The 21118-nt window shown below is 58.6% G+C and carries 14 protein-coding genes and 1 riboswitch; of the genes, 6 read left to right on the top strand and 8 right to left on the bottom strand.

The window, feature by feature from the left end; genetic code table 11:
* Window positions 1-23 precede the first annotated feature (23 nt).
* The 3 genes from panS to lysC form a co-directional block, all read right to left on the bottom strand.
* The gene (gene panS, locus ACNY69_RS14775; RefSeq protein WP_111141929.1) at window positions 24-947 is read right to left on the bottom strand and encodes a ketopantoate/pantoate/pantothenate transporter PanS; all 924 of its coding nucleotides are present in this window, start codon (window positions 945-947) and stop codon (window positions 24-26) included.
* Between the two features lie 192 nt (window positions 948-1139).
* Window positions 1140-1826 carry an aquaporin Z gene (gene aqpZ, locus ACNY69_RS14770; RefSeq protein ID WP_304598438.1) on the bottom strand — a complete coding sequence of 229 codons (687 nt, stop codon included), beginning with the start codon at window positions 1824-1826 and terminating at the stop codon, window positions 1140-1142.
* A gap of 234 nt (window positions 1827-2060) precedes the next feature.
* A complete protein-coding gene (lysC, locus tag ACNY69_RS14765; protein WP_293774307.1) occupies window positions 2061-3413 on the bottom strand; it encodes a lysine-sensitive aspartokinase 3 in 1353 nt (450 codons plus the stop codon).
* Between the two features lie 113 nt (window positions 3414-3526).
* Window positions 3527-3719: riboswitch (Lysine riboswitch) on the bottom strand.
* Window positions 3720-4099: 380 nt separating this feature from the next.
* Between lysC and pgi the strand changes: the two genes are divergently transcribed.
* The 5 genes from pgi to ACNY69_RS14740 all read left to right on the top strand — a co-directional run bounded on the left by pgi (window position 4100) and on the right by ACNY69_RS14740 (window position 10235).
* On the top strand, window positions 4100-5746 hold the full coding sequence (pgi, locus tag ACNY69_RS14760) for a glucose-6-phosphate isomerase (protein ID WP_111142065.1): 1647 nt from the start codon (window positions 4100-4102) through the stop codon (window positions 5744-5746).
* Window positions 5747-6312: 566 nt separating this feature from the next.
* Complete coding sequence (gene yjbE / locus ACNY69_RS14755) at window positions 6313-6570, top strand: exopolysaccharide production protein YjbE (protein WP_111142061.1); 258 nt, start codon at window positions 6313-6315, stop codon at window positions 6568-6570.
* 187 nt (window positions 6571-6757) lie between these two features.
* Entirely contained in the window at window positions 6758-7405 is a 648-nt protein-coding gene (locus tag ACNY69_RS14750; RefSeq protein ID WP_367396000.1) for a YjbF family lipoprotein, read from the top strand.
* A complete protein-coding gene (locus ACNY69_RS14745) occupies window positions 7402-8145 on the top strand; it encodes a capsule biosynthesis GfcC family protein (protein WP_293774310.1) in 744 nt (247 codons plus the stop codon). The genes ACNY69_RS14750 and ACNY69_RS14745 overlap by 4 nt, the downstream gene beginning before the upstream one ends.
* Window positions 8145-10235, top strand: a complete 2091-nt coding sequence (locus ACNY69_RS14740) for a YjbH domain-containing protein (RefSeq protein WP_418799013.1) — start codon at window positions 8145-8147, stop codon at window positions 10233-10235. The genes ACNY69_RS14745 and ACNY69_RS14740 overlap by 1 nt, the downstream gene beginning before the upstream one ends.
* A 135-nt stretch (window positions 10236-10370) precedes the next feature.
* Here ACNY69_RS14740 and metH read toward each other — a convergent pair whose 3' ends face one another.
* Window positions 10371-14054: a methionine synthase gene (gene metH, locus ACNY69_RS14735; protein ID WP_418799012.1), complete on the bottom strand. Its 3684-nt coding sequence runs from the start codon at window positions 14052-14054 to the stop codon at window positions 10371-10373.
* A gap of 190 nt (window positions 14055-14244) precedes the next feature.
* Between metH and iclR the strand changes: the two genes are divergently transcribed.
* Window positions 14245-15072, top strand: a complete 828-nt coding sequence (iclR, locus tag ACNY69_RS14730; RefSeq protein WP_111142050.1) for a glyoxylate bypass operon transcriptional repressor IclR — start codon at window positions 14245-14247, stop codon at window positions 15070-15072.
* Here the strand turns inward: iclR and aceK are convergent.
* The 4 genes from aceK to metA form a co-directional block, all read right to left on the bottom strand.
* Window positions 15047-16795 carry a bifunctional isocitrate dehydrogenase kinase/phosphatase gene (gene aceK, locus ACNY69_RS14725; protein WP_418799010.1) on the bottom strand — a complete coding sequence of 583 codons (1749 nt, stop codon included), beginning with the start codon at window positions 16793-16795 and terminating at the stop codon, window positions 15047-15049. The two genes, iclR and aceK, sit on opposite strands and share 26 nt — an antisense overlap.
* 61 nt (window positions 16796-16856) lie before the next feature.
* Window positions 16857-18158, bottom strand: coding sequence for an isocitrate lyase (gene aceA / locus ACNY69_RS14720; protein WP_293774318.1), 1302 nt, complete (start codon window positions 18156-18158; stop codon window positions 16857-16859).
* 17 nt (window positions 18159-18175) lie between these two features.
* Window positions 18176-19774 carry a malate synthase A gene (gene aceB, locus ACNY69_RS14715; protein WP_418799009.1) on the bottom strand — a complete coding sequence of 533 codons (1599 nt, stop codon included), beginning with the start codon at window positions 19772-19774 and terminating at the stop codon, window positions 18176-18178.
* Between the two features lie 262 nt (window positions 19775-20036).
* Complete coding sequence (gene metA, locus ACNY69_RS14710; protein ID WP_418799008.1) at window positions 20037-20966, bottom strand: homoserine O-succinyltransferase MetA; 930 nt, start codon at window positions 20964-20966, stop codon at window positions 20037-20039.
* Between the last annotated feature and the right edge of the window lie 152 nt (window positions 20967-21118).

The raw sequence follows: 21118 nt of genomic DNA, 5'->3' as shown, positions 1-21118 counted from the left end.
GATCGCCCCGCTATCCTGCGACGTCAGGGTGCCTTTTTCTTAATCGCTTTTCCCGACCAGTAGCCCGCCAGCAGTGAGCCAGAGAGGTTGTGCCACACCGAGAACAGCGCGCCCGGCAGAGCGGCCAGCGGCGAGAAGTAGAGCTTGCCCAGCGTTGCCGCCAGACCGGAGTTCTGCATACCCACTTCCAGCGCCAGGGTGCGGCAGGTGGATTCATCGAAGCCAAACAGCTTACCGCCCCAGTAGCCGCCCAGCAGGCCGATCGCGTTATGCAGGATCACCGCCGCGATCACCATCAGGCCTACCGATCCGATAAAACCCTGACTGCCCGCAACGACCGCGCTGATGATCAGCAGAATACAGATCATCGAAAACGCAGGCAGCCACGGCTCTACCCGGCGAACCACGCTGTTCATGCTGTGATGAATGATCAATCCCAGGGTAATCGGAATCACGACGATCTTCACGATGCTCAGCAGCATACCCGCCACATCCACCTGAATGTGAGTATCCACGTAGAAGCGGGTCAGCAGCGGCGTAGCGAACACCCCCACCAGCGCCGAAACCGAGGAGATGGTCACCGACAGCGCCACATCCCCTTTCGCCAGATAGATCATCACGTTGCTGGCGGTGCCGCTGGCCACGCTGCCCACCAGGATCATGCCGGCGGCCAGATCGGGCGGCATATGGAATAGTTTTGCCAGTCCCCAGGCCGCAAGCGGCATGACCAGATAGTGCAGAAAGGTGCCGGCGATCACCGGCGCAGGCCGGATCAATACCCGTTTAAAATCATCGATATTCAGGGTCACCCCCATACCGAACATAATCAGCATCAGCAGATAGGTGACCCAGGGGCCGATGCCGAGAAAGGTGCCTGGCGAGTAATACGCCGCGGCGGATAACAACACGGCCCAGAGCGGGAACAGGCGGGTCAGGGTGGCGAGCATAGCCAGACTTCCTTATAAGAATGTGATGTTTTATGCAGGATTTCCCTGTCGGAGCGTCAGACAGGAACGACTGCCGTGACGAGGGCGGGATCATAACATCTCAGGATCGGGACGTAAGGCGAAGATCGGGCGAGGCGGGAAAATGCGGATCGACTGCTGCCGATCCGCAGGATATCGACGAAATTACGCTGCTTATTCCTGTAAACCGCGGTAGATCAAACCACCGATCACTGCACCGATAACCGGCATCAACCAGAACATCCAGAGCTGAGAGAGCGCCCAGCCGCCCTGGAACAGCGCGGCCGCGGTGCTGCGGGCCGGATTCACCGAGGTGTTGGTTACCGGAATGCTGACCAGATGGATCAGGGTTAACGCCAGGCCAATCGCCACAGGCGCGAAGCCTTTCGGCGCGCGTTCGCTGGTAGCGCCCATGATGACAATCAGGAAGATAGCGGTCATTACCCCTTCAGTGATCATGCCCGCCTGCAGGCTGAAGCCGCCTGGCGAATGTTCGCCATAACCATTTGCCGCGAAGCCACTCACCGTGGCATTGAAGTCACCTTTGCCGCTGGCGATCAGATAGAGCACTGCGCCCGCAGCGATGCCGCCCGCCAGTTGCGCAAGAATATAGGGGATGGCCTGTGACGCCGGAAAACGGCCGCCCGCCACTAATCCCAGGGTGACCGCCGGGTTAAAGTGACCGCCGGAGATATGCCCCACCGCGTACGCCATGACCAGCACGCTCAGCCCGAAAGCCAGCGCCACGCCCGTGAAGCCGATGCCCAGCTCAGGGAACGCCGCGTCCAGAATGGCGCTCCCACAACCGCCCGCCACCAGTACGAACGTACCCAGCGCCTCTGCGACTAACCTTTTCATGATATTTCCTAAATTTGGGTGAATTGATTCAGCGGCGGGATTATAAATCTGCGCAAGGGGAGCGCAACGGAGGTGCACGAAATGCGCAAAGAAATGGGTTGCCATTTGACAACGAGTAATCTAAGAAATTGTTTTTGCTTATTTTATTCAGACTATTGCAACGAGGAAGGACCGGACAAAAATCGGGCACTCAGGCAGGTTTCAGGCCGCGCGAACGCGGCCTGAGGGCAAGGCGTTTTACTCGAACAGGTTGTGATGCAACGTCCGCACCACGCTTTCAGCGTCATTGCCCGGCACCAGGAAGCAGAGGTTGTAGCTGCTGGCACCGTAGCAGATCATCCGCAGGTTGAAGGGATCCAGCACACCAAACACCTCTTTGCCAACGCCGCAGGCTTTTGACAGCTGGTTACCAATAATCGCCACCAGCGCCAGATCTTCTTCCACCTCAACCCGGCACAGCGACGAGAGTTCCGTCAGCAGCGCCTGGGTCAGCAGGCTGCCACTGGTTGAGGTGGAGCCGGTGGTGTCCAGCGTCAGCGCCACGCTCACTTCGGAGGTGGTGATGAGATCAACAGAGACGTTGTGACGCGCCAGAATCGCGAAGAGTTCGGCGAGGAACCCAAAGGTGTGCAGCATGTTCAGACTGTGCAGCGTGAGCAGCGTCTGCTTGCGACGCAGCGCCAGCGCACGGAACAGCGGCGGGTTACGGGTTTCATTGCAGACGCGGGTGCCGCCCGCCGCCGGGTCCTTGCTGGAGCCGACGAAGACCGGAATGCCGCGGCGGACAGCAGGCAGCAGCGTCGCCGGATGCAGCACTTTCGCCCCGAAGGTCGCCATTTCGGCGGCTTCTTCGAACGTAATCTCATCAATGCGTTTTGCCGTTGGCACCACGCGTGGGTCGGTCGTGTAGATGCCCGGCACATCGGTCCAGATATCCACCCGCGCGGCGTGGAGGGCTTCGCCCAGCAGCGCGGCGGTGTAATCACTGCCGCCACGGCCCAGGGTCGTCGTGCGCCCTTCACTTTCGCTGCCAATAAAGCCCTGTGTCACCACCAGCGCCTGTGCAATGCGCGGCTGCAGCTGTGTCGTCGCCTGCTCCGCCAGCACTGCGACGTCCGGTGCGGCCCGGCCAAAGCGATCGTCTGTGCGCATCACCTTGCGGACATCAAACCATTCGGCGTTAACCTGACGTTCACGCAGAATTTCCACAAACAGCAGCGTAGACATCAGCTCGCCGTGGCTGACCAGTTCATCGGTCAGGGCGTGTGAGTTGGCCAGCGAAGCGGCTTCGGAGAGCATGCTGATATTGTCGATCATCCGATCGATTTCCTCGCGGATCACCGCCGGACGCTGCAGACGATCAACGATGGCGTACTGGATGCGGCGGATATCGTCCAGCAGCGTTGCGCGCTGGGCAGCCGGCTGGCCTTCGGCCAGCGCCACCAGCAGATTGGTAATGCCCGCCGAGGCGGAAAGCACCACCAGACGCGTGCTGGCGTCCTGCAGAACCACATCGGCGCTGCGGTTCATCGCTTCAAAATCGGCCACGCTGGTGCCGCCGAATTTTGCCACAATCAGAGTTTGAGACATGTAGGACCTCGTGTCAGGTTATCTTGTTCTCGCCGCAGAAAGGGTCGAGAAACATTCTTTCAGCCAGGCACAAGGAAAGAGCAGAAACGGGCAGACCAGATCGGGTAGACGAGTCACCCAGAAGCGCCCCACCTTGCGAAACGTCGACTGCAGACGTTTCTGGTGACAACCCAGAGGATTCAGCCCCTGTAGCCGACAGACAACACACCGCGTGCTGAACCGCCTCGGCGTCGCTCCCCATTATGTGTTTTCACCGGATACGGCTCCTCCAACACACTGCCTGGGCGACGCGCCTCTTCTGGCTTGCGCACAGGTGCGCAAGTAGGCGCATAGATTTAGCCTTTTCTGGCCCTGCTGTCAACGCCAGTGAGGCCCGGAATGTCGCATCAGAAAACAAATTACCCTCTGTCGCAGCGGCTACAGTGCTTAATGGGTTCAGCCTGTGCAGTAATCCCTGATAATGCACAACGTTTTATGCCCGCTTTCGCGGCACACTTTGCCGCGTCGGGCTGGGCGCTTCGCACCACTTAATGCTGGCGATAAGCGTCCGCTGTTCCGTGCGCCCGCCCGCCGGGCACTGACAAAATTTTTCCTTTCAGTTACAACTGTGGTCATACTGAAACGCTAAATGGGCAGGATCTGCCTCCGATGGAATGACGGTTCTTAATATCAACAAGAGTGTTGCCATGAAAAATATCAATCCGACACAAACCGCAGCCTGGAAAGCGCTGCAACAGCATTTTGAGCAGATGAAATCGGTAGAAATCGCCGATCTGTTCGCCCAGGATGCCGATCGTTTTGCCAAATTCTCTGCCACCTTTGATGATCAGATGCTGGTGGATTTCTCCAAAAACCGCATCACCCAGGACACCCTCGATAAGTTACAGGCGCTGGCCAGAGAGACCGATCTGAGCAGTGCCATTCACGCGATGTTTTCCGGCGAGAAGATTAACCGTACCGAAGATCGCGCGGTGCTGCACGTCGCCCTGCGCAACCGGAGCAATACGCCGATTCTGGTAGATGGCAAAGATGTGATGCCGGAAGTCAATGCGGTGCTGGAGAAGATGAAAGCCTTCTCCGAACGTATCATCAGCGGCGAGTGGAAAGGCTATACCGGTAAGCCGATCACCGATGTGGTGAATATCGGCATCGGCGGCTCCGATCTGGGTCCGTTTATGGTGACCGAGGCGCTGCGCCCGTACAAAAACCATCTGAACATGCATTTTGTCTCCAACGTTGACGGCACCCACATCGCCGAAACGCTGAAAGATCTCAGCCCGGAAACCACGCTGTTCCTGGTCGCCTCGAAGACCTTCACTACCCAGGAAACCATGACCAACGCCCACAGCGCGCGCGACTGGTTCCTGAAGACAGCCGGTGACCAGCAGCATGTTGCTAAACACTTCGCGGCACTGTCAACCAACGCCAAAGCGGTGGGTGAATTTGGTATCGACACGAACAACATGTTTGAATTCTGGGACTGGGTGGGCGGCCGCTATTCACTCTGGTCAGCCATCGGCCTGTCGATCATCCTCTCCATCGGCTTCGACAACTTTGAGCAGCTGCTGAGCGGCGCACACGCTATGGACCAGCACTTCGCCTCTGCCCCGGCGGAACAGAACCTGCCGATCCTGCTGGCGCTGATTGGCATCTGGTACAACAATTTCTTCGGTGCCGAAACTGAAGCTATTCTGCCTTACGACCAGTACATGCACCGCTTTGCTGCCTACTTCCAGCAGGGCAATATGGAGTCGAACGGTAAGTATGTGGATCGCGACGGTCATCCGGTGGATTACCAGACCGGCCCTATCATCTGGGGTGAACCAGGCACCAATGGTCAGCACGCCTTCTATCAGCTGATCCATCAGGGCACCAAGCTGGTCCCGTGTGACTTTATCGCGCCCGCCATCACCCACAATGCGCTCGCAGATCACCATCCGAAGCTGCTCTCAAACTTCTTTGCCCAGACCGAGGCGCTGGCGTTTGGTAAGTCACGCGACGTGGTCGAGAAAGAGTTTACCGATGCCGGTAAGTCTGCTGAGTCCGTGGCCCATATCGTGCCGTTCAAGGTATTTGAGGGTAACCGCCCGACCAACTCCATTCTGCTGCGTGAGATTACGCCTTACAGCCTGGGCGCGCTGATTGCCCTGTATGAGCATAAGATCTTCACTCAGGGCGCTATCCTGAATATCTTCACCTTCGATCAGTGGGGTGTGGAATTAGGTAAGCAGCTGGCGAACCGCATTCTGCCGGAACTGGAAAACGACGACGAGGTTACTTCGCACGACAGTTCCACCAATGCCTTAATTAACCGCTATAAGTCCTGGCGTTAATCGGCGTTAAATGAACAGGGCAGCCATCGCGCTGCCCTTTTTTTGTCCGTTTTTATCGCTGAACACGCCATTTATTCTTTTCCGGCTGCTGTCCGAGGCGGGAAAAGTCTTAAAACAGCCTGAGATAATTCTGAACCTGATCAGATGAAACTGGCGTATACCCAGTTTAAAATGGCCCTGAAAAGTGGCGGACCGGCCTGTTATCCTTTGATTAATAAGCTTATTTAATTCAGGCCGTTTTGAGTAAATTCTGATTATTCTTATTCCGTACCAGATATAAATAAAAAAGAACATTACGCTTTGCAACAGATTCGCAGACAGCGAAATATCTGGTATCCGCCCGAAACCCTCCCATATAAAGAGCAGTTATCGCCAATATTGCTCATTAAATCACGTTCGCGCCCCGCTATTTGCCCTGGTTTTTATGGCACTGAACTCTGATATTTTGTTGCCCTATAATGAACGCGCCCGCAATGGGCCTGTCCGTCACGCGGATCGCAGGTTATCTGCATCATCCGGGTTGCCGGTCAGAGATCCTTCATTCACTCAATGCAGGAAACGTTGTTATGAAAAAAACTATGGTTGCCGGTGCAGCCCTGATCCTCGTTGCTGTCTCTTCCGGCGCTTATGCTGCGCCACAGGAAGCGGGTGAAGCAGGTACTGCAGCAGGCGCGCAGGCGGGAGCCATCTCGTCCGGCACGTCCACCGCTGTGGGTATCGGTGCACTGGGCGCGCTGGTCGGGCTCGGCATCGCCGCTTCTGGCGGTGGTGACGGTGCGAATACCGGTACAACAACCACAACCACGACGAGCACCACTCGTTGATGGCTGCCCGACAGATGTCTGATGGCAGTCCGATGACCCACGGGCAAGGCTGAACACTCAACGGTGATTCAGCGGCGCAGCGTAGTTTTTCGTGTTGCTGTCAGCGCTGACGGGCAGAGCACTTTTAAACATAACCACACGTTTGTGTGGTTATTTTTACTTTGGCATGACTTATCAGGGACACACAGTGCGCCAACTTCCTCTGCTGCTCGCTTGCCTGCTGCTGCAGGCCTGTACACAAACGCAAAAAGGTCTTGAACAGACGTTGCTGCTGGCGGTTAACGGTCCGGACGACGTCACCGTCACCGATCAACAGGTCAGTAATCTCCCCTATGCCAGTCTCTACGCTCGTCTGAACAACGGCCCGCGCATTTTTGTGGTGCTGGGTTACAACGAGCAGGGTCAGCAGAAATGGGTGACGCAGGATCAGGCGATGCTGGTGACACAGCACGGCCGTCTGGTGAAGACCCTTGGCCTGACCGATAACCTGCTGAGCGTCAGCAATCTGCAACAGGATCCGCTCGCCAACGCCCTGCACCTCAGCAACGGCGCAGGCTGGACCCGCATCGTGCAGTGGACTGAACAGGGCAAGGTGCGCGGCGCAACCGTGCGTTCAACCTTCCAGCGCGGCACCGACGCGGTGCTGACGGTCGCGGGCAACCGCATTCCCTGCCGCGTCTGGCATGAGCAGGTGAGCATCGACAGCCTGCACCGTGAGTGGGAAAACACCTTCTGGATCGATAACAGCAGCGGCGATGTGGTGCAGGCCCAGCAGATGCTGGCGGCCGATGCCTTTCCTGTTGAAACCACCATTCTGAAGCCGGCGAAATCATGAAAAAAATTACTTTTTTGCTGGCCGGGCTGAGCCTGTTCAGCACCGCAGGCGCGCAGGCCGCTGCGCAGGTTACTGTCCATGCGCCGCACAAAGGTGGACAGGCTGAACTGAGCCAGATCGCCGATCTCGCCCAGCTGGTGACACTGCCTCCGCTGCAGGTGAATACGGACTGGCGCAGCACCTTTATTGCCGAGCGCGGTGCCACCGCCGTCGCCCGGCAGCACTATCAGCAGACACTGGGCGCGTTACGTGCCTGGCGCAGTGACAGCAGTGGTGAGCGGGCCGCGGCCATCGATGAGGTGATCCGCCAGCTCAGCGCCATCAGGGTGACAGGACGTCAGTTCACCTCGCTCGACCCGGACTGGATCCGTCTGCATCCGGCAGACAACCGGCGGCTCGAGGGCAGCTACGACCTCTGGCTGCAGGCTCCGTCCGACGCCGTGCTGCTGCTCGGCGCACTGCGCGGCGCAGGCAAAGTAAGCTGGCAGCCAGGCAAGTCGGTACGCGACTATCTGGAGGGGCATGAGGCACTCTCCGGGGCAGAACGCAATTTTGTTACGGTGATTGCGCCATCGGGAGCCACACAGCAGGTGCCCGTCGCGTACTGGAATCATCGTCACGCGGAAGTGGAACCCGGCAGCGTGATCTGGCTCGGCTTCTCCTCATGGAGCCTGCCAGGCAGCAACAACGATCTCAATGACCGCATCCTCTCCGTACTGACTCACCGGATACCAGACTGATGAAAAAACGTTATCTCTTCAGCCTGCTGGCTGTTTCTGTGGCGGCGGCCTGTCAGGCGCAGGCGGACACCTGGCCCGCACCGGTGGGCCCGTCACAATCCGATTTTGGCGGTGTGGGCCTGATGCAGGTGCCGACGGCACGCATGGCCAGAGAGGGCGAGTTCAGCCTCAATGCGCGCGACAACGACCAGTACCGCTACTACTCCGCCTCGCTGCAGCTCTTTCCGTGGCTGGAGACGACCGTGCGGTATACCGACGTGCGGACCCGTCAGTACAGTGCGGTGTCAGAGTTCAGCGGCACCCAGAGCTATAAAGACAAAGCGTTCGACCTGAAACTCCGCCTGTGGCAGGAGGGGTTCTGGCTGCCGGAAGTGGCGGTGGGTACCCGCGATCTCGGCGGCACCGGCCTGTTCGACAGCGAATATCTGGTCGCGACCAAAGCCTGGGGGCCGTTCGACTTTACTCTGGGGCTGGGCTGGGGCTATCTCGGCAACAGCGGCACCGTGAAGAACCCCTTCTGTTCCTACAGCGACAGCTACTGCCAGCGGCCACGGGTGGGCGAAGCCGGTTCCATCAACGGTTCGCAGATGTTCCACGGTCCGACGGCCTTTTTTGGCGGCGTGGAGTATCAGACGCCGTGGCAGCCGCTGCGCCTTAAAATGGAGTATGAAGGCAACGACTACCAGAATGACTTCGCGGGACGACTGGATCAGCGGAGTAAGCTCAACGTCGGCGCGATCTACCGCGTAACTGACTGGGCGGACATCAACGCCAGCTACGAACGCGGCAACACCTTTATGTTCGGCGTGACCTTCCGCACCAACTTTAACGACCTGCGCCAGTCGCATATCGACAGTGCGAAGCCTGCTTATCAGCCGCAGCCGCAACCGGCCCTGCTGGAGACAACCGTAGTGGGCGATCAGCTGGTCGCGCTGAAAGAGAATGCCGGGCTGGATGGCCCGCGTATTCAGACGCAGGGCCACACGCTCTATGTGTCAGGCGAGCAGACAAAGTATCGTGACACCCGCGAAGGCGTCGATCGCGCTAACCGCATCATCATGAACCACCTGCCTGACGGCATCGACACCATCAATGTCACCGAGTCGCGCTTTAACATGCCGCAGGTGACCACGGAGACGAATGTCGCCAGCCTGCGTAAAGAGCTGGAAGGCTATCCGCTGGGTCATGAGCAGCCGCTGCAGCAGGTTCGCAAAGAGCCGGTCGATCCGGGTAACACAGAACAGGGCATGTTCATCCGCAAAGATCGCCTGAACTACAGCCTGTCGCCGGTGCTGAATCAGTCGGTAGGCGGACCGGAAAGCTTCTACATGTATCAGGTCGGCGTCATGGGCAACGTCGATTACTGGCTGACGGATCACCTGCTGGTGGGCGGTAGCCTGTTTGGCAACCTCGCCAACAACTACGATAAGTTCAACTACAACGGCGCGCCGGCGGACTCCACGCTGCCTCGCGTGCGTACCCACATCCGCGACTACGTTGAGAACAACGTCTACGTCAACGATCTGCAGGCAAACTATATGGGCCACCTCGGTAACGGCTTCTATGGTCAGCTTTACGGCGGATATCTGGAGACGATGTATGGTGGCGTGGGCGGCGAGCTGCTCTATCGTCCGGTCGATGCTAACTGGGCGGTGGGCGTTGATGCCAACTACGTCCGTCAGCGTGACTGGGACAATATGATGCAGTTTAACCGCTACAAAGCGGCCACCGGCAACCTGACCGCTTACTGGCGTCCGTGGTTCATGCAGGATGTGCTGGTGAAGACCAGCGTCGGTCAGTATCTGGCGAAAGATAAAGGCGTGACGGTCGATGTGTCGAAGCGCTTCGACAGCGGCGTGATGGTCGGCGTGTATGCCACCAAAACCAACGTCTCGTCTGAAGAGTATGGTGAAGGCGACTTCACCAAAGGCTTCTACATCTCCATCCCGATGGACCTCTTCACCGTGACGCCGACCCGTGGCCGTGCGCAGGTGAACTGGGTGCCGCTGACGCGTGATGGCGGTCAGATGCTGGGTCGTAAGTACCAGCTCTATGACCTGACCTCCGATCGCGACGCGCGCTTCAACTAAGCAGAGAGCGGCCTTCGGGCCGCTTCCTGCTTCTGAGTGGAACAAGGTTCAGGGTGGATCTGGCCGCCACACCTGAGCGCAATGCGCAGGGAACCCCGCCAGAAGAGAAAAGCGGCCCGCTGGCCGCTTTTTTATTCACTCCGCATCGTAGCCCAGATTGGGTGCCAGCCAGCGCTCCACCTCACTCACCGGCATCCCTTTGCGAGCGGCATAATCCTCCACCTGGTCACGCTGGATCTGCGCGACGGCGAAATAGCGACTCTCGGGATGACTGAAATACCAGCCCGACACGGACGCACCGGGCCACATCGCAAAGGATTCAGTGAGTTTCATGCCGGTCTGCTCCTCCACCGCCAGCAGACGCCAGATGGCAGCTTTTTCGGTGTGCTCCGGGCAGGCCGGATAGCCGGGTGCCGGACGTATTCCCTGATAATTTTCCCGGATCAGCTCTTCGTTGCTGAGATTTTCGTTAGGCGCAAAGCCCCAGATCACTTTTCGCACCCGCTCATGCAGATATTCGGCAAAGGCTTCGGCCAGACGGTCCGCCAGCGCCTTCACCATGATCTTGTTGTAATCATCATGCTGGCGATCATAAGCCTCCGCCAGCGCATCCTCCTCCAGTCCGCCCGTTACCGCGAACGCCCCCAGGTAATCCGCCTTTCCTGAGGATTTCGGGGCCACAAAATCGGCCAGGCAGTAGTTCGCGAAGTCCGTTTTCTCAGTCTGCTGACGTAAGTGATGACTTACACACAAAATCTCCTCGCGCCGCTCATCCCTGTAAATATGGATATCATCGCCGACCCGGTTCGCCGGAAAAATACCGACCACGCCACGCGGCGCGAGCAGGGAGTGCTCGCTCAGTCTGTCGAGCATCGCACGGGCATCGGCAAACAGACGCTGCGCCTCTTCGCCTACCACCTCATCTTCCAGGATGCGGGGATATTTGCCCGCCAGCGACCAGGTCATAAAGAAGGGCGTCCAGTCGATGTAGTTGCGCAGCGTCTCAATGCTCACCTCCACCTGACTGACGCCTGGCCGATGCGGCACCGGCGGCGTATAGCTCTGCCAGTCGATGAGGGTGGCGTTGTCGCGCGCTGCCTGCAGCGGGACTGGCGGCGTGCGGGGCTTTTTGCGCGCGTGCTGGATGCGCACGGTTTCGTACTCCTTGCGGGTACGTGCGATGAAATCCTCTCTTAAGGTCGGAGAGAGCAGCGACGACACCACGCCCACGGTGCGTGAGGCGTTCTGCACATAGACGGTCGGGCCGCTGTAGTGCTGCTCAATTTTGACGGCGGTGTGCGCCTTCGAGGTGGTCGCGCCGCCAATCAGCAGCGGCAGCGTAAAGCCCTGTCGCTCCATCTCTTTCGCGATATTGACCATCTCATCCAGCGATGGCGTGATCAGGCCCGATAAGCCGATAATATCGGCATTCACTTCCCGCGCGGTTTTAAGGATTTTCTCGCCCGGCACCATCACGCCGAGATCCACAATCTCGTAGTTATTGCACTGCAGCACCACGCCGACAATATTCTTGCCGATGTCATGCACATCGCCTTTCACCGTAGCCAGCACGATTTTACCGTTGCTGCGCCCCGCCTCTTTGCTGGCTTCGATGAAGGGTTCCAGCCAGGCCACCGCCTGCTTCATTACGCGCGCCGACTTCACCACCTGCGGCAGAAACATTTTGCCTTCACCGAACAGATCACCCACTACGTTCATGCCGGCCATCAGGGGGCCTTCGATCACCTCAATCGGACGCGGCATCTGCTGGCGCGCCTCCTCGGTATCCTGTTCAATAAACGTTGTAATGCCTTTAACCAGCGCATACTCCAGCCGCTTCGCCACCGCCCAGCTGCGCCACTCCGCCAGCTGCTGCTCCTGGGACGCATCGCCTTTACCGCCGCGGTATTTCTCCGCCAGCGCCAGCAGTCGCTCGGTGCCATCATCGCGCCGGTTCAGAATCACATCCTCCACGGCATCGCGCAGTTCCGCGGGCAGATCGTCATAGATGGCCAGCTGACCTGCGTTGACGATGCCCATATCCATGCCGTTGCGGATAGCGTGATAGAGGAAGACCGCGTGTATCGCTTCACGCACCGGATCGTTGCCTCGGAAGGAAAATGATACGTTGGAGACGCCGCCGGAGATCATCGCGTGGGGCAGCTCCCGCCGGATATCTTCACAGGCGCCGATGAAATCCGCGGCGTAGTTATTGTGCTCGTCGATACCGGTGGCGACTGCAAAGATGTTGGGGTCGAAGATAATGTCTTCCGGCGGGAAACCGACCTGCTCCGTCAGGATCCGGTAGGCCCGGCGGCAGATCTCAATTTTACGGGCGCGGGTATCCGCCTGGCCCACTTCATCAAACGCCATCACCACCATCGCCGCGCCGTAACGCCGCACCTGACGCGCCTGTTGAATGAATGCCGCTTCGCCCTCTTTCATCGACACCGAGTTCACGATCCCTTTGCCCTGAATGCACTGCAGCCCCTTTTCAATCACCGCCCATTTCGAGGAGTCGATCATGATTGGCACACGGGCGATATCGGGTTCGCCCGCGATCAGATTCAGAAAGCGCACCATCGCGGCTTCAGCATCGAGCATCCCTTCATCCATATTGATGTCGATGATCTGCGCGCCGTTCTGCACCTGCTGCAGCGCCACCTCCAGCGCCTCGCTATATTTCTCCTCTTTGATTAACCGTTTGAATTTCGCTGAGCCGGTGACGTTGGTGCGCTCACCGACGTTCACAAACAGCGACTCTGCGGTGATGTTCAGCGGCTCCAGGCCGGAAAGGCGACAGGCGACCGGGAGAGTCGGCAGCGGGCGCGGTGCGACCCCTTCCACTGCGGCGGCCATGGCCGCGATATGCTCCGGCGTGGTGCCGCAGCAGCCGCCAACGATATTCAGGAACCCCGCCTTCGCCCACTCACCAATCTGCTCTGCCATCCGCGCCGCATCCAGATTGTACTCCCCGAACGCATCAGGCAGTCCGGCGTTGGGGTGCGCGGACACGTAGCCTTCCGCAATCCGCGACAGCTCCGCCACATACTGACGCAGCTCATCCGGTCCCAGCGCACAGTTCAGTCCAAAGGAGAGCGGTTCCGCGTGACGCAGGGCGTTGTAAAAGGCTTCGGTGGTCTGGCCGGAGAGCGTGCGGCCGGAGGCGTCGGTAATGGTGCCGGAGATCATCAGCGGCAGCGCAACGCCCAGCGCCTCCATCTCCGTCTGCACCGCATAGACCGCCGCCTTGGCATTCAGCGTATCGAACACGGTTTCGATCATGATGAGATCGGCCCCGCCCGCCACCAGCGCACGGGTCGCTTCGCGATACGCCGCCACCAGCTGGGTGAAGGTAATATTGCGGAAAGCGGGATCGTTAACATCAGGCGAGATCGAGCAGGTGCGGTTGGTCGGCCCCAGCACCCCCGCCACATAGCGCGGCCGATCCGGTGTTTTTGCCGTCCAGGCGTCGGCGCAGGCGCGCGCCAGCCGGGCGGCTTCAAGATTGATCTCCGCCGCCAGGCTCTCCATCCGGTAATCCGCCATCGCGATCGAGGTGGCGTTAAAGGTGTTGGTTTCAAGGATATCCGCGCCCGCTGCCAGATAGGCGTCGTGGATCTCGCGGATCACCTGCGGCTGGCTCAGCACCAGCAGATCGTTATTGCCTTTCAGATCGCAGGGCCAGTCAGCGAACCGGCTGCCGCGAAACGCTTGCTCTTCCAGCCCGCAGCGCTGGATCATGGTGCCCATGCCGCCATCCAGCACCATAATGCGTTGGGCGAGCTGCTGATGTAACGCGTCGATTTTTCTGCTCACTGTTGCCCCATTCACGTCAGTCTGCCAGCGAAAACCCCGGTTTTCATTCTGGCACAAGCTGGTCAGGCGACAAAGTGACCACAGTTAAGACATTTTCAGCACGACGTGACAGGTCTGACCAGAAAACCAGCGTTTGCAAACCGGCGGATTAAAACGAAAATGATTTCCACAATGCAAAAGGAGAAACACGATGGCAACGCCGGTTCCTGTAAAGCGTGGCAAGAAACCCCGAAGCTCCCCTGCCGCCGCGTCTGCGGGTGGACAGGTGCAGTCGCTGACCCGTGGCCTGACGCTGCTGGAGCTGATTGCCGATTCACATGGCAGCGTCGCCCTGACCGAACTGGCGCAGCAGGCGGGCCTGCCGAACTCCACCACACATCGCCTGCTCAGCACCATGCAGCAGCAGGGCTTTGTCCGCCAGGTCGGCGATCTGGGTCTCTGGACGATGGGCGCGCACGCCTTTGTGGTCGGCAGCAGTTTTCTGCAGAGTCGCAATCTGCTGGCGCTGGTTCATCCGGTACTGCGCAGCCTGATGGAGCAGTCCGGCGAAACGGTGAATCTGGCGGTGCTGGATCTCAGCGATCACCAGGCGGTGATCATCGATCAGGTGCAGTGTACCCAGCTGATGCGGATGTCAGCACCGATTGGCGGCAAGCTGCCGATGCATGCGTCAGGCGCGGGCAAAGCGTTTCTGGCGCATCTGGGAGACGATCAGGTCACCGCCCTGCTGCATCAGAAGGGTCTGCATTACTACACGCCAAAAACCCTGATGTCACCGCAGAGCCTAAAAGAGAATCTGGCGCAGGTGCGCAAAGCGGGCTTTTCGCTGGATGATGAGGAGCATGCGCTGGGGCTGCGCTGCGTGGCCGCACCTATCTATGATGAGCATGGCGAGGCGTTTGCTGCGCTCTCTATCTCCGGCCCCATTGCCCGCATGACAGACGATCGGATTACGGAACTGGGGGCGCTGGTCATCCGGGAAGCGCGTCAGGTCACGCTGGCGTACAGCGGTCGTTAACCGCTTCAGCGGCGTAGCAGACGCTGAAACGCTGCGTCTGCCGCCAGGCGATCACCTCTTCCACATGGCCCCGGGCAATGCGCTGCTGCTGCGTGCGCCACCAGCTGGCGTCGAATATCTCCGGGTGCAGCGTCAGCAGCAACGCGCCGGTCACGGCTTCGCTGCATAACGCATAGCGGAAGGTTTCCGGAAAAACATCATCCGGCCCGACGCTGTACCACGGCTCGGCGCTCAGCTCATCCTCCTCATAGCGCGCCGCCGGCACCTCACGAAAGTTCAGATCCTGCATCGGGCGAATCTCATCGTAGTCGTAGAAGATCACCCGGCCATGACGGGTGATGCCGAAGTTTTTAAACAGCATGTCACCCGGAAAAATATTGGCCGCCGCCAGCTGTTTAATGGCATTGCCATACTCTTCGATGGCGTGATGCCGTTCGGCGGCGCTGGCCTGCGCCAGATAGAGATTGAGCGGTTGCATACGCCGTTCCAGCCACAGATGACGGATGATCAGGCGATCGCCTTCGACATGCAGTTTCTCCGCACAGCAGGCGTAAAGTTCCGCCAGCAGCGCCGGTGAAAGACGCGCCAGCGGTAGCGCAAACTGCTCGAACTCCTGGGTGTCCGCCATTCGCCCCACGCGATCGTGCTCTTTGACCTGCTGATAACAGGCACGGACCTGCGCTTCCGTTACCTCTTTTTGCGGTGCAAAACGATCCCGGATGACTTTGAACACCCAGTCAAAGCCTGGCAGCGTAAAGACCAGCATCACCATGCCACGCACGCCGGGCGCGACCTCAAACGCCGCCCTGTTCTCGGCCAGCGCCTGCAGATATTCGCGATAGCATTCAGTCTTGCCGTGCTTCTGGCAGCCGATCGCCATATAGCGCTCCGCCAGCGTTTTGCCGGGCAGAATCGGCTGCAGCCAGGCGACCAGCGCCGCCGGCACCGGGGCATACACCATGAAACAGGCGCGGGCAAAACCGAAAACGATGCTGGCGTCGTTCACATCGGTCAGACAGGTGTCGATCCAGAGTTCGCCCGCCTCACTGCGCTGGACGGGCAGCAGGCAGGGAAAGATCCCCTCCGGCAGATGCAGACGCGCCACCAGCCAGGCGGTTTTATTGCGGTAGAAAAGCTCGCTGTTGACCTCAAGCCAGCCCTGGTTCAGGCGGGGAAAGTGCGACTGCAGGTGGCGGACAATCCAGCCGACATCGCGCGCACGATGCTGCCACGGCAGGGTTAACGGCAGATCGTCCAGCATCTGATCCACCAGCGCCAGCCAGCCCCGCTGCGGCTGATACGTGCGCGACAGCGGACGCAGAGGAGTGACGGGCGCAGCCCCGGACTGAGAGGTGAAGATAAACAGCCGATCCGGCTGCAGATCGGCATGTCCGTGTAAGCGGCAGTAGACGGAATTAAAAAAACTTTCCGCAATTTCATGTCGCGGATAGCCGGGCAGCAGGCTCTGATAGTGATCCTTAACCCGCAGCCAGAACGTCACATCCCAGTCTGCCGCGCCGTTCAGCACCCGCAGCTGGTCAGCAACCAGTCTGACATGATGATCATAGAGATGAATACGGGCCTTCATGGCATGCTGCACCGCCTGCCACTCCGCCTGTTCAAAGCGCTGCTGCGCGCCAGCCGTAATGTCGAGGAAGCGGCCATACTGCGCATCGAATCCCTGCAGAATGGTGTGGGCGATCAGCGATTCGCGTGGCGGCATAATCGGCTCCGGTCAGTGCCCGCCCGCACGAGGCGGGCGGGAAATCAGTCAGCAGAACAGGTCAGAATTGATGCTCTTCGGTGGAACCGGTCAGCGCCGTCACCGACGATTTTCCGCCCTGGATGATGTTGGTGACCTGATCGAAATAGCCGGTGCCCACCTCCTGCTGGTGCGAGGAGAAGCTGTAACCGCGATCGCGGGCGGCGAACTCAGGCTCCTGAACCTTCTCAACGTAGTGACGCATGCCTTCACCCTGCGCGTAGGCGTGAGCCAGATCGAACATGTTGAACCACATGCTGTGGATGCCCGCCAGCGTAATGAACTGAAAGCGATAGCCCATGTCGCTGAGCGACTGCTGAAACTTCGCGATGGTGCGATCGTCGAGGTTCTTTTTCCAGTTGAACGAAGGTGAACAGTTATAGGCCAGCAGCTTGCCCGGAAAGCGTTCATGAATGGCATCGGCAAAGCGCTGCGCCATCGCCAGATCGGGCGTGGAGGTTTCGCACCACAGGATGTCAGCGTAAGGCGCATAGGCCAGCCCGCGGCTGATCGCCTGCTCAATCCCGGCGTGGGTGCGGAAGAAACCTTCTGCCGTGCGGTCGCCGCGGATAAAGGGCCGATCATACTCGTCGCAATCAGAGGTCAGCAGATCCGCCGCATCGGCATCGGTCCGGGCCAGCAGCAGGGTTGGCACGCCCATGACATCCGCCGCCAGCCGTGCCGCGACCAGTTTCTGGATCGCTTCCTGCGTCGGTACCAGCACTTTGCCGCCCATGTGGCCACATTTTTTCACCGCCGCCAGCTGATCTTCAAAGTGAACCGCCGCCGCGCCCGCCTGAATCATCGCCTTCATCAGCTCAAACGCATTCAGCACGCCACCAAATCCGGCTTCCGCGTCCGCGACGATTGGCAGAAAGAAATCAGTGTGGCGGCTGTCACCGGCTTCGATACCGCTGGACCACTGAATCTGATCGGCGCGCTGGAAGGTCTGGTTAATGCGCGTGACAACTTCAGGAACGGAGTTCACCGGATAAAGCGACTGATCCGGGTACATCTGCCCCGCTACGTTGGCATCCGCCGCCACCTGCCAGCCAGAGAGGTAGATCGCCTCGATGCCCGCTTTCGCCTGCTGCAGAGCCTGCCCGCCCGTCAGCGCCCCCAGGCTGTTGATATACCCCTTCTTCGCCCCGCCGTTCAGCAGCGCCCAGAGCTTCTCCGCACCGCGCGTGGCCAGCGTACAGGCGGGCAGAACCGATCCCCGCAGATTAACCACCTCTGCCGCGCTGTAGGGACGGGTAATTCCCTGCCAGCGTGCGGTCTGCCAGAGTTGTTCGAGTTGTTCTGTCTGTTGAGTACGTGTCATGGCAATAGCTCCTCTGTTCAGGGGATCAGGCGATAGCCTGGCAGGGTAAGAAAGGAAACCAGCTCGCGCTCCGTGGTGATCTGCGCCATCAGCTGCGCCGCATCGTTATAGCGTCCGGCGCTGAAGTGCGTTTCGCCCAGCGCGCTCTGCAGCAGGTGCAGCTCCTCATTCAGCCAGCGCAGAAACAGTTCAGCGGTAACCGGCTGACCATTGCTGAGGCGCTGCTGATGATGAATCCACTGCCAGATAGAGGTGCGCGCAATCTCCGCAGTCGCCGCATCTTCCATCAGCCCGTCAATCGGCACACAGCCGTTGCCGCTGATCCAGGCTTCCAGATAGTGCAGCGCGACACGGATGCTGGCGCGCATACCGGCTTCAGTCCGCTCACCCTGGCAGGGCGCGAGCAACTGTTCTGCGGTGATGGGCGCATCCTCTTCACGCAGAATGTGCAGCTGGTTCGATCGCTCTCCCAGTGCGGCATCGAACACCGCCATCGCGGTATCGGCCAGGCCAGGGTGCGCAATCCAGGTGCCGTCATGTCCGTTACCGGCTTCCCGCTGCTTATCTTCCTTCACGCGCTGCAGTACCCAGGCGTTGCGCGAAGGATCTTTCGCGGGGATCAGCGCCGACATGCCGCCCATCGCATACGCGCCCCGCCGATGGCAGGTTTTGATCAGCAATCGCGAATAGGCATTCAGGAACGGCTGATCCATGGTGACGGACTGGCGGTCAGGCAGCACGCGATCGGCATGCTGTTTCAGGGTCTTGATGTAGCTGAAGATGTAATCCCAGCGGCCGCAGTTGAGACCGGTGATGTGATCGCGCAGATTCCACAGGATCTCATCCATCTGGAAGACGGCGGGTAACGTTTCGATCAGCACCGTGGCCTTGATCGTCCCGCGAGGAAGATCAAAGTGATCCTCACTGAAACTGAAGATCTCACGCCACCAGGCGATCTCCTGCCAGCTCTCGGTTTTTGGCAGATAGAAGTAAGGCCCGCTGCCTTTAGCCAGCAGGGGACGAACGTTGTGGAAGAAGTAGAGCGCAAAATCAAACAGCCCGCCGGGAATCGCCTCACCCTGCCAGCTGACATGCTTTTCAGACAGATGCAGGCCACGAACCCGGCACATCAGAACCGCAGGATTAGCAGCTAACTGATAAACTTTGCCATTCTCGTTGGTGTAACTCAGGGTGCCCCGCACCGCCTCCTGCAGTGTCCGTTGCCCTTCAATCAGTTTCTTCCATTCCGGTGACAGCGAATCTTCAAAGTCAGCCATAAAGACTTTTACGTTGGCGTTCAGCGCATTAATCACCATTTTGCGATCGGGCGGCCCGGTAATTTCAACCCGGCGATCGGCTAAATCGGCCGGGATGGATTGGATGCGCCACTCACTCTCTCTTATGGAAGCCGTTTCCATATCGAAGTCCGGGAGATAGCCCTGATCGTAACGGTGCTGCCGCTGCTGGCGGGCCAATAGCAGGGCCTCACGTTGTGGTGCAAATCGCGCGACCAGCTTCTCAAGGAAGGCGATCGCTTCGGGTGTTAACACCTCCTGTTCGGCGTGGTTAAAGGGCTGGCTGAAAATCAGGGAATGGCTGATCACTGAGTCTGTCATGCTGGCGCTCTCCTGTATTCAAAGGATCGAATTCAGCGGATCCATAGGGTGCTGGTTTTATGAGCTACAGGATCAGAGCATAAACATTTATTTTCTTAAATCAAAAACTATTTCCATTTTATAAGTGAATGATTCTTATCTGTATGAATTTAATGATATTAAATTTCATAAAGATAAAGGAAAGCTTTTCATTGGCGTTATAGAGGCGAAAAAAAACCGTGCTGCCAGTGGCTAACACGGTTCAGCTGATCCCGGATCGGAACTATTCCAGCGTCGGATTCATGCGGCGCAGATCGAATGGCGTAATCTGGTAAACGTAGTAGTTGAGCCAGTTGGAGAACAGCAGGTTGCCATGACTACGCCAGGTCGCGCGCGGTGGCAGGGCCGGGTTATCCTGCGGAAAGTAGTTATGGGGAATGTCCGGATTCACGCCAGCTTCATAATCGCGATGATATTCACCCGACAGCGTCAGGGCGTCATACTCCGGATGGCCGGTTACAAACACCAGTCGTTTGTCCTTGCTCGCCATCAGATAGGCGCCCGTCTGTTCCGATTCAGCAAACAGCTCAAGATCGGTGTAATCCCTGATCAGCCGGGAAGGGAAATCCGCATAACGTGAATGAGGCGCCAGGAAATTATCGTCAAATCCCCGCGTCAGTAACGCATGGGGATGCAGTATCTGATGCTCGTAGACGCCCGACAGTTTGTTATGCCGGGTTTGCTTGGGGATGCCATACAGAATATTGAGTGCGGCCTGCACTGCCCAGCAGACAAACAGGGTAGAGGTGACATGCTCATTTGCCCAGTGCAGCACGCGCTGGATCTGCGGCCAGTAGGCAACATCATTAAAATCGACCAGCCCGAGTGGCGCACCTGTAACGATTAAGCCGTCATAGTTGTCATGCTGGATATCTTCAAAATTGCAGTAGAAGTTATTGAGGTGCTCAGAGGGGGTGTTACGCGACTCGCGGCTGTCGATACGCAGCAGCTGAATATCGATCTGCAGTGGCGAGTTGGACAGCAGGCGCAGAAACTGATTCTCCGTTTCGATCTTCTTCGGCATCAGATTCAGTATGAGTACTTTAAGCGGGCGGATCTCCTGAACACTGGCGCGCGACGAGGTCATCACAAAGACGTTTTCGTCGCGTAAAAAATTCACTGCCGGTAATTCGTCGGGGATCCTGATTGGCATAGCCTGCTCACCTCTTGCAACCATATAAACGGTTAGACATCTGGATGCCCAACATTAGCCTGATCAGTCGAAATTGTCGAGGCTTGATGCAGAAAATGAAAATGTTTCAGCTTAGACTGGCAGAGTACGGACGTAAAAAAGCCCCGCACTTC

The organism is Pantoea graminicola (assembly GCF_048452665.1).
Taxonomy (GTDB): domain Bacteria; phylum Pseudomonadota; class Gammaproteobacteria; order Enterobacterales; family Enterobacteriaceae; genus Pantoea.
The sequence above is the reverse complement of the archived record's forward strand: the minus strand, read 5'-3'. Positions and strand labels throughout refer to the sequence as shown.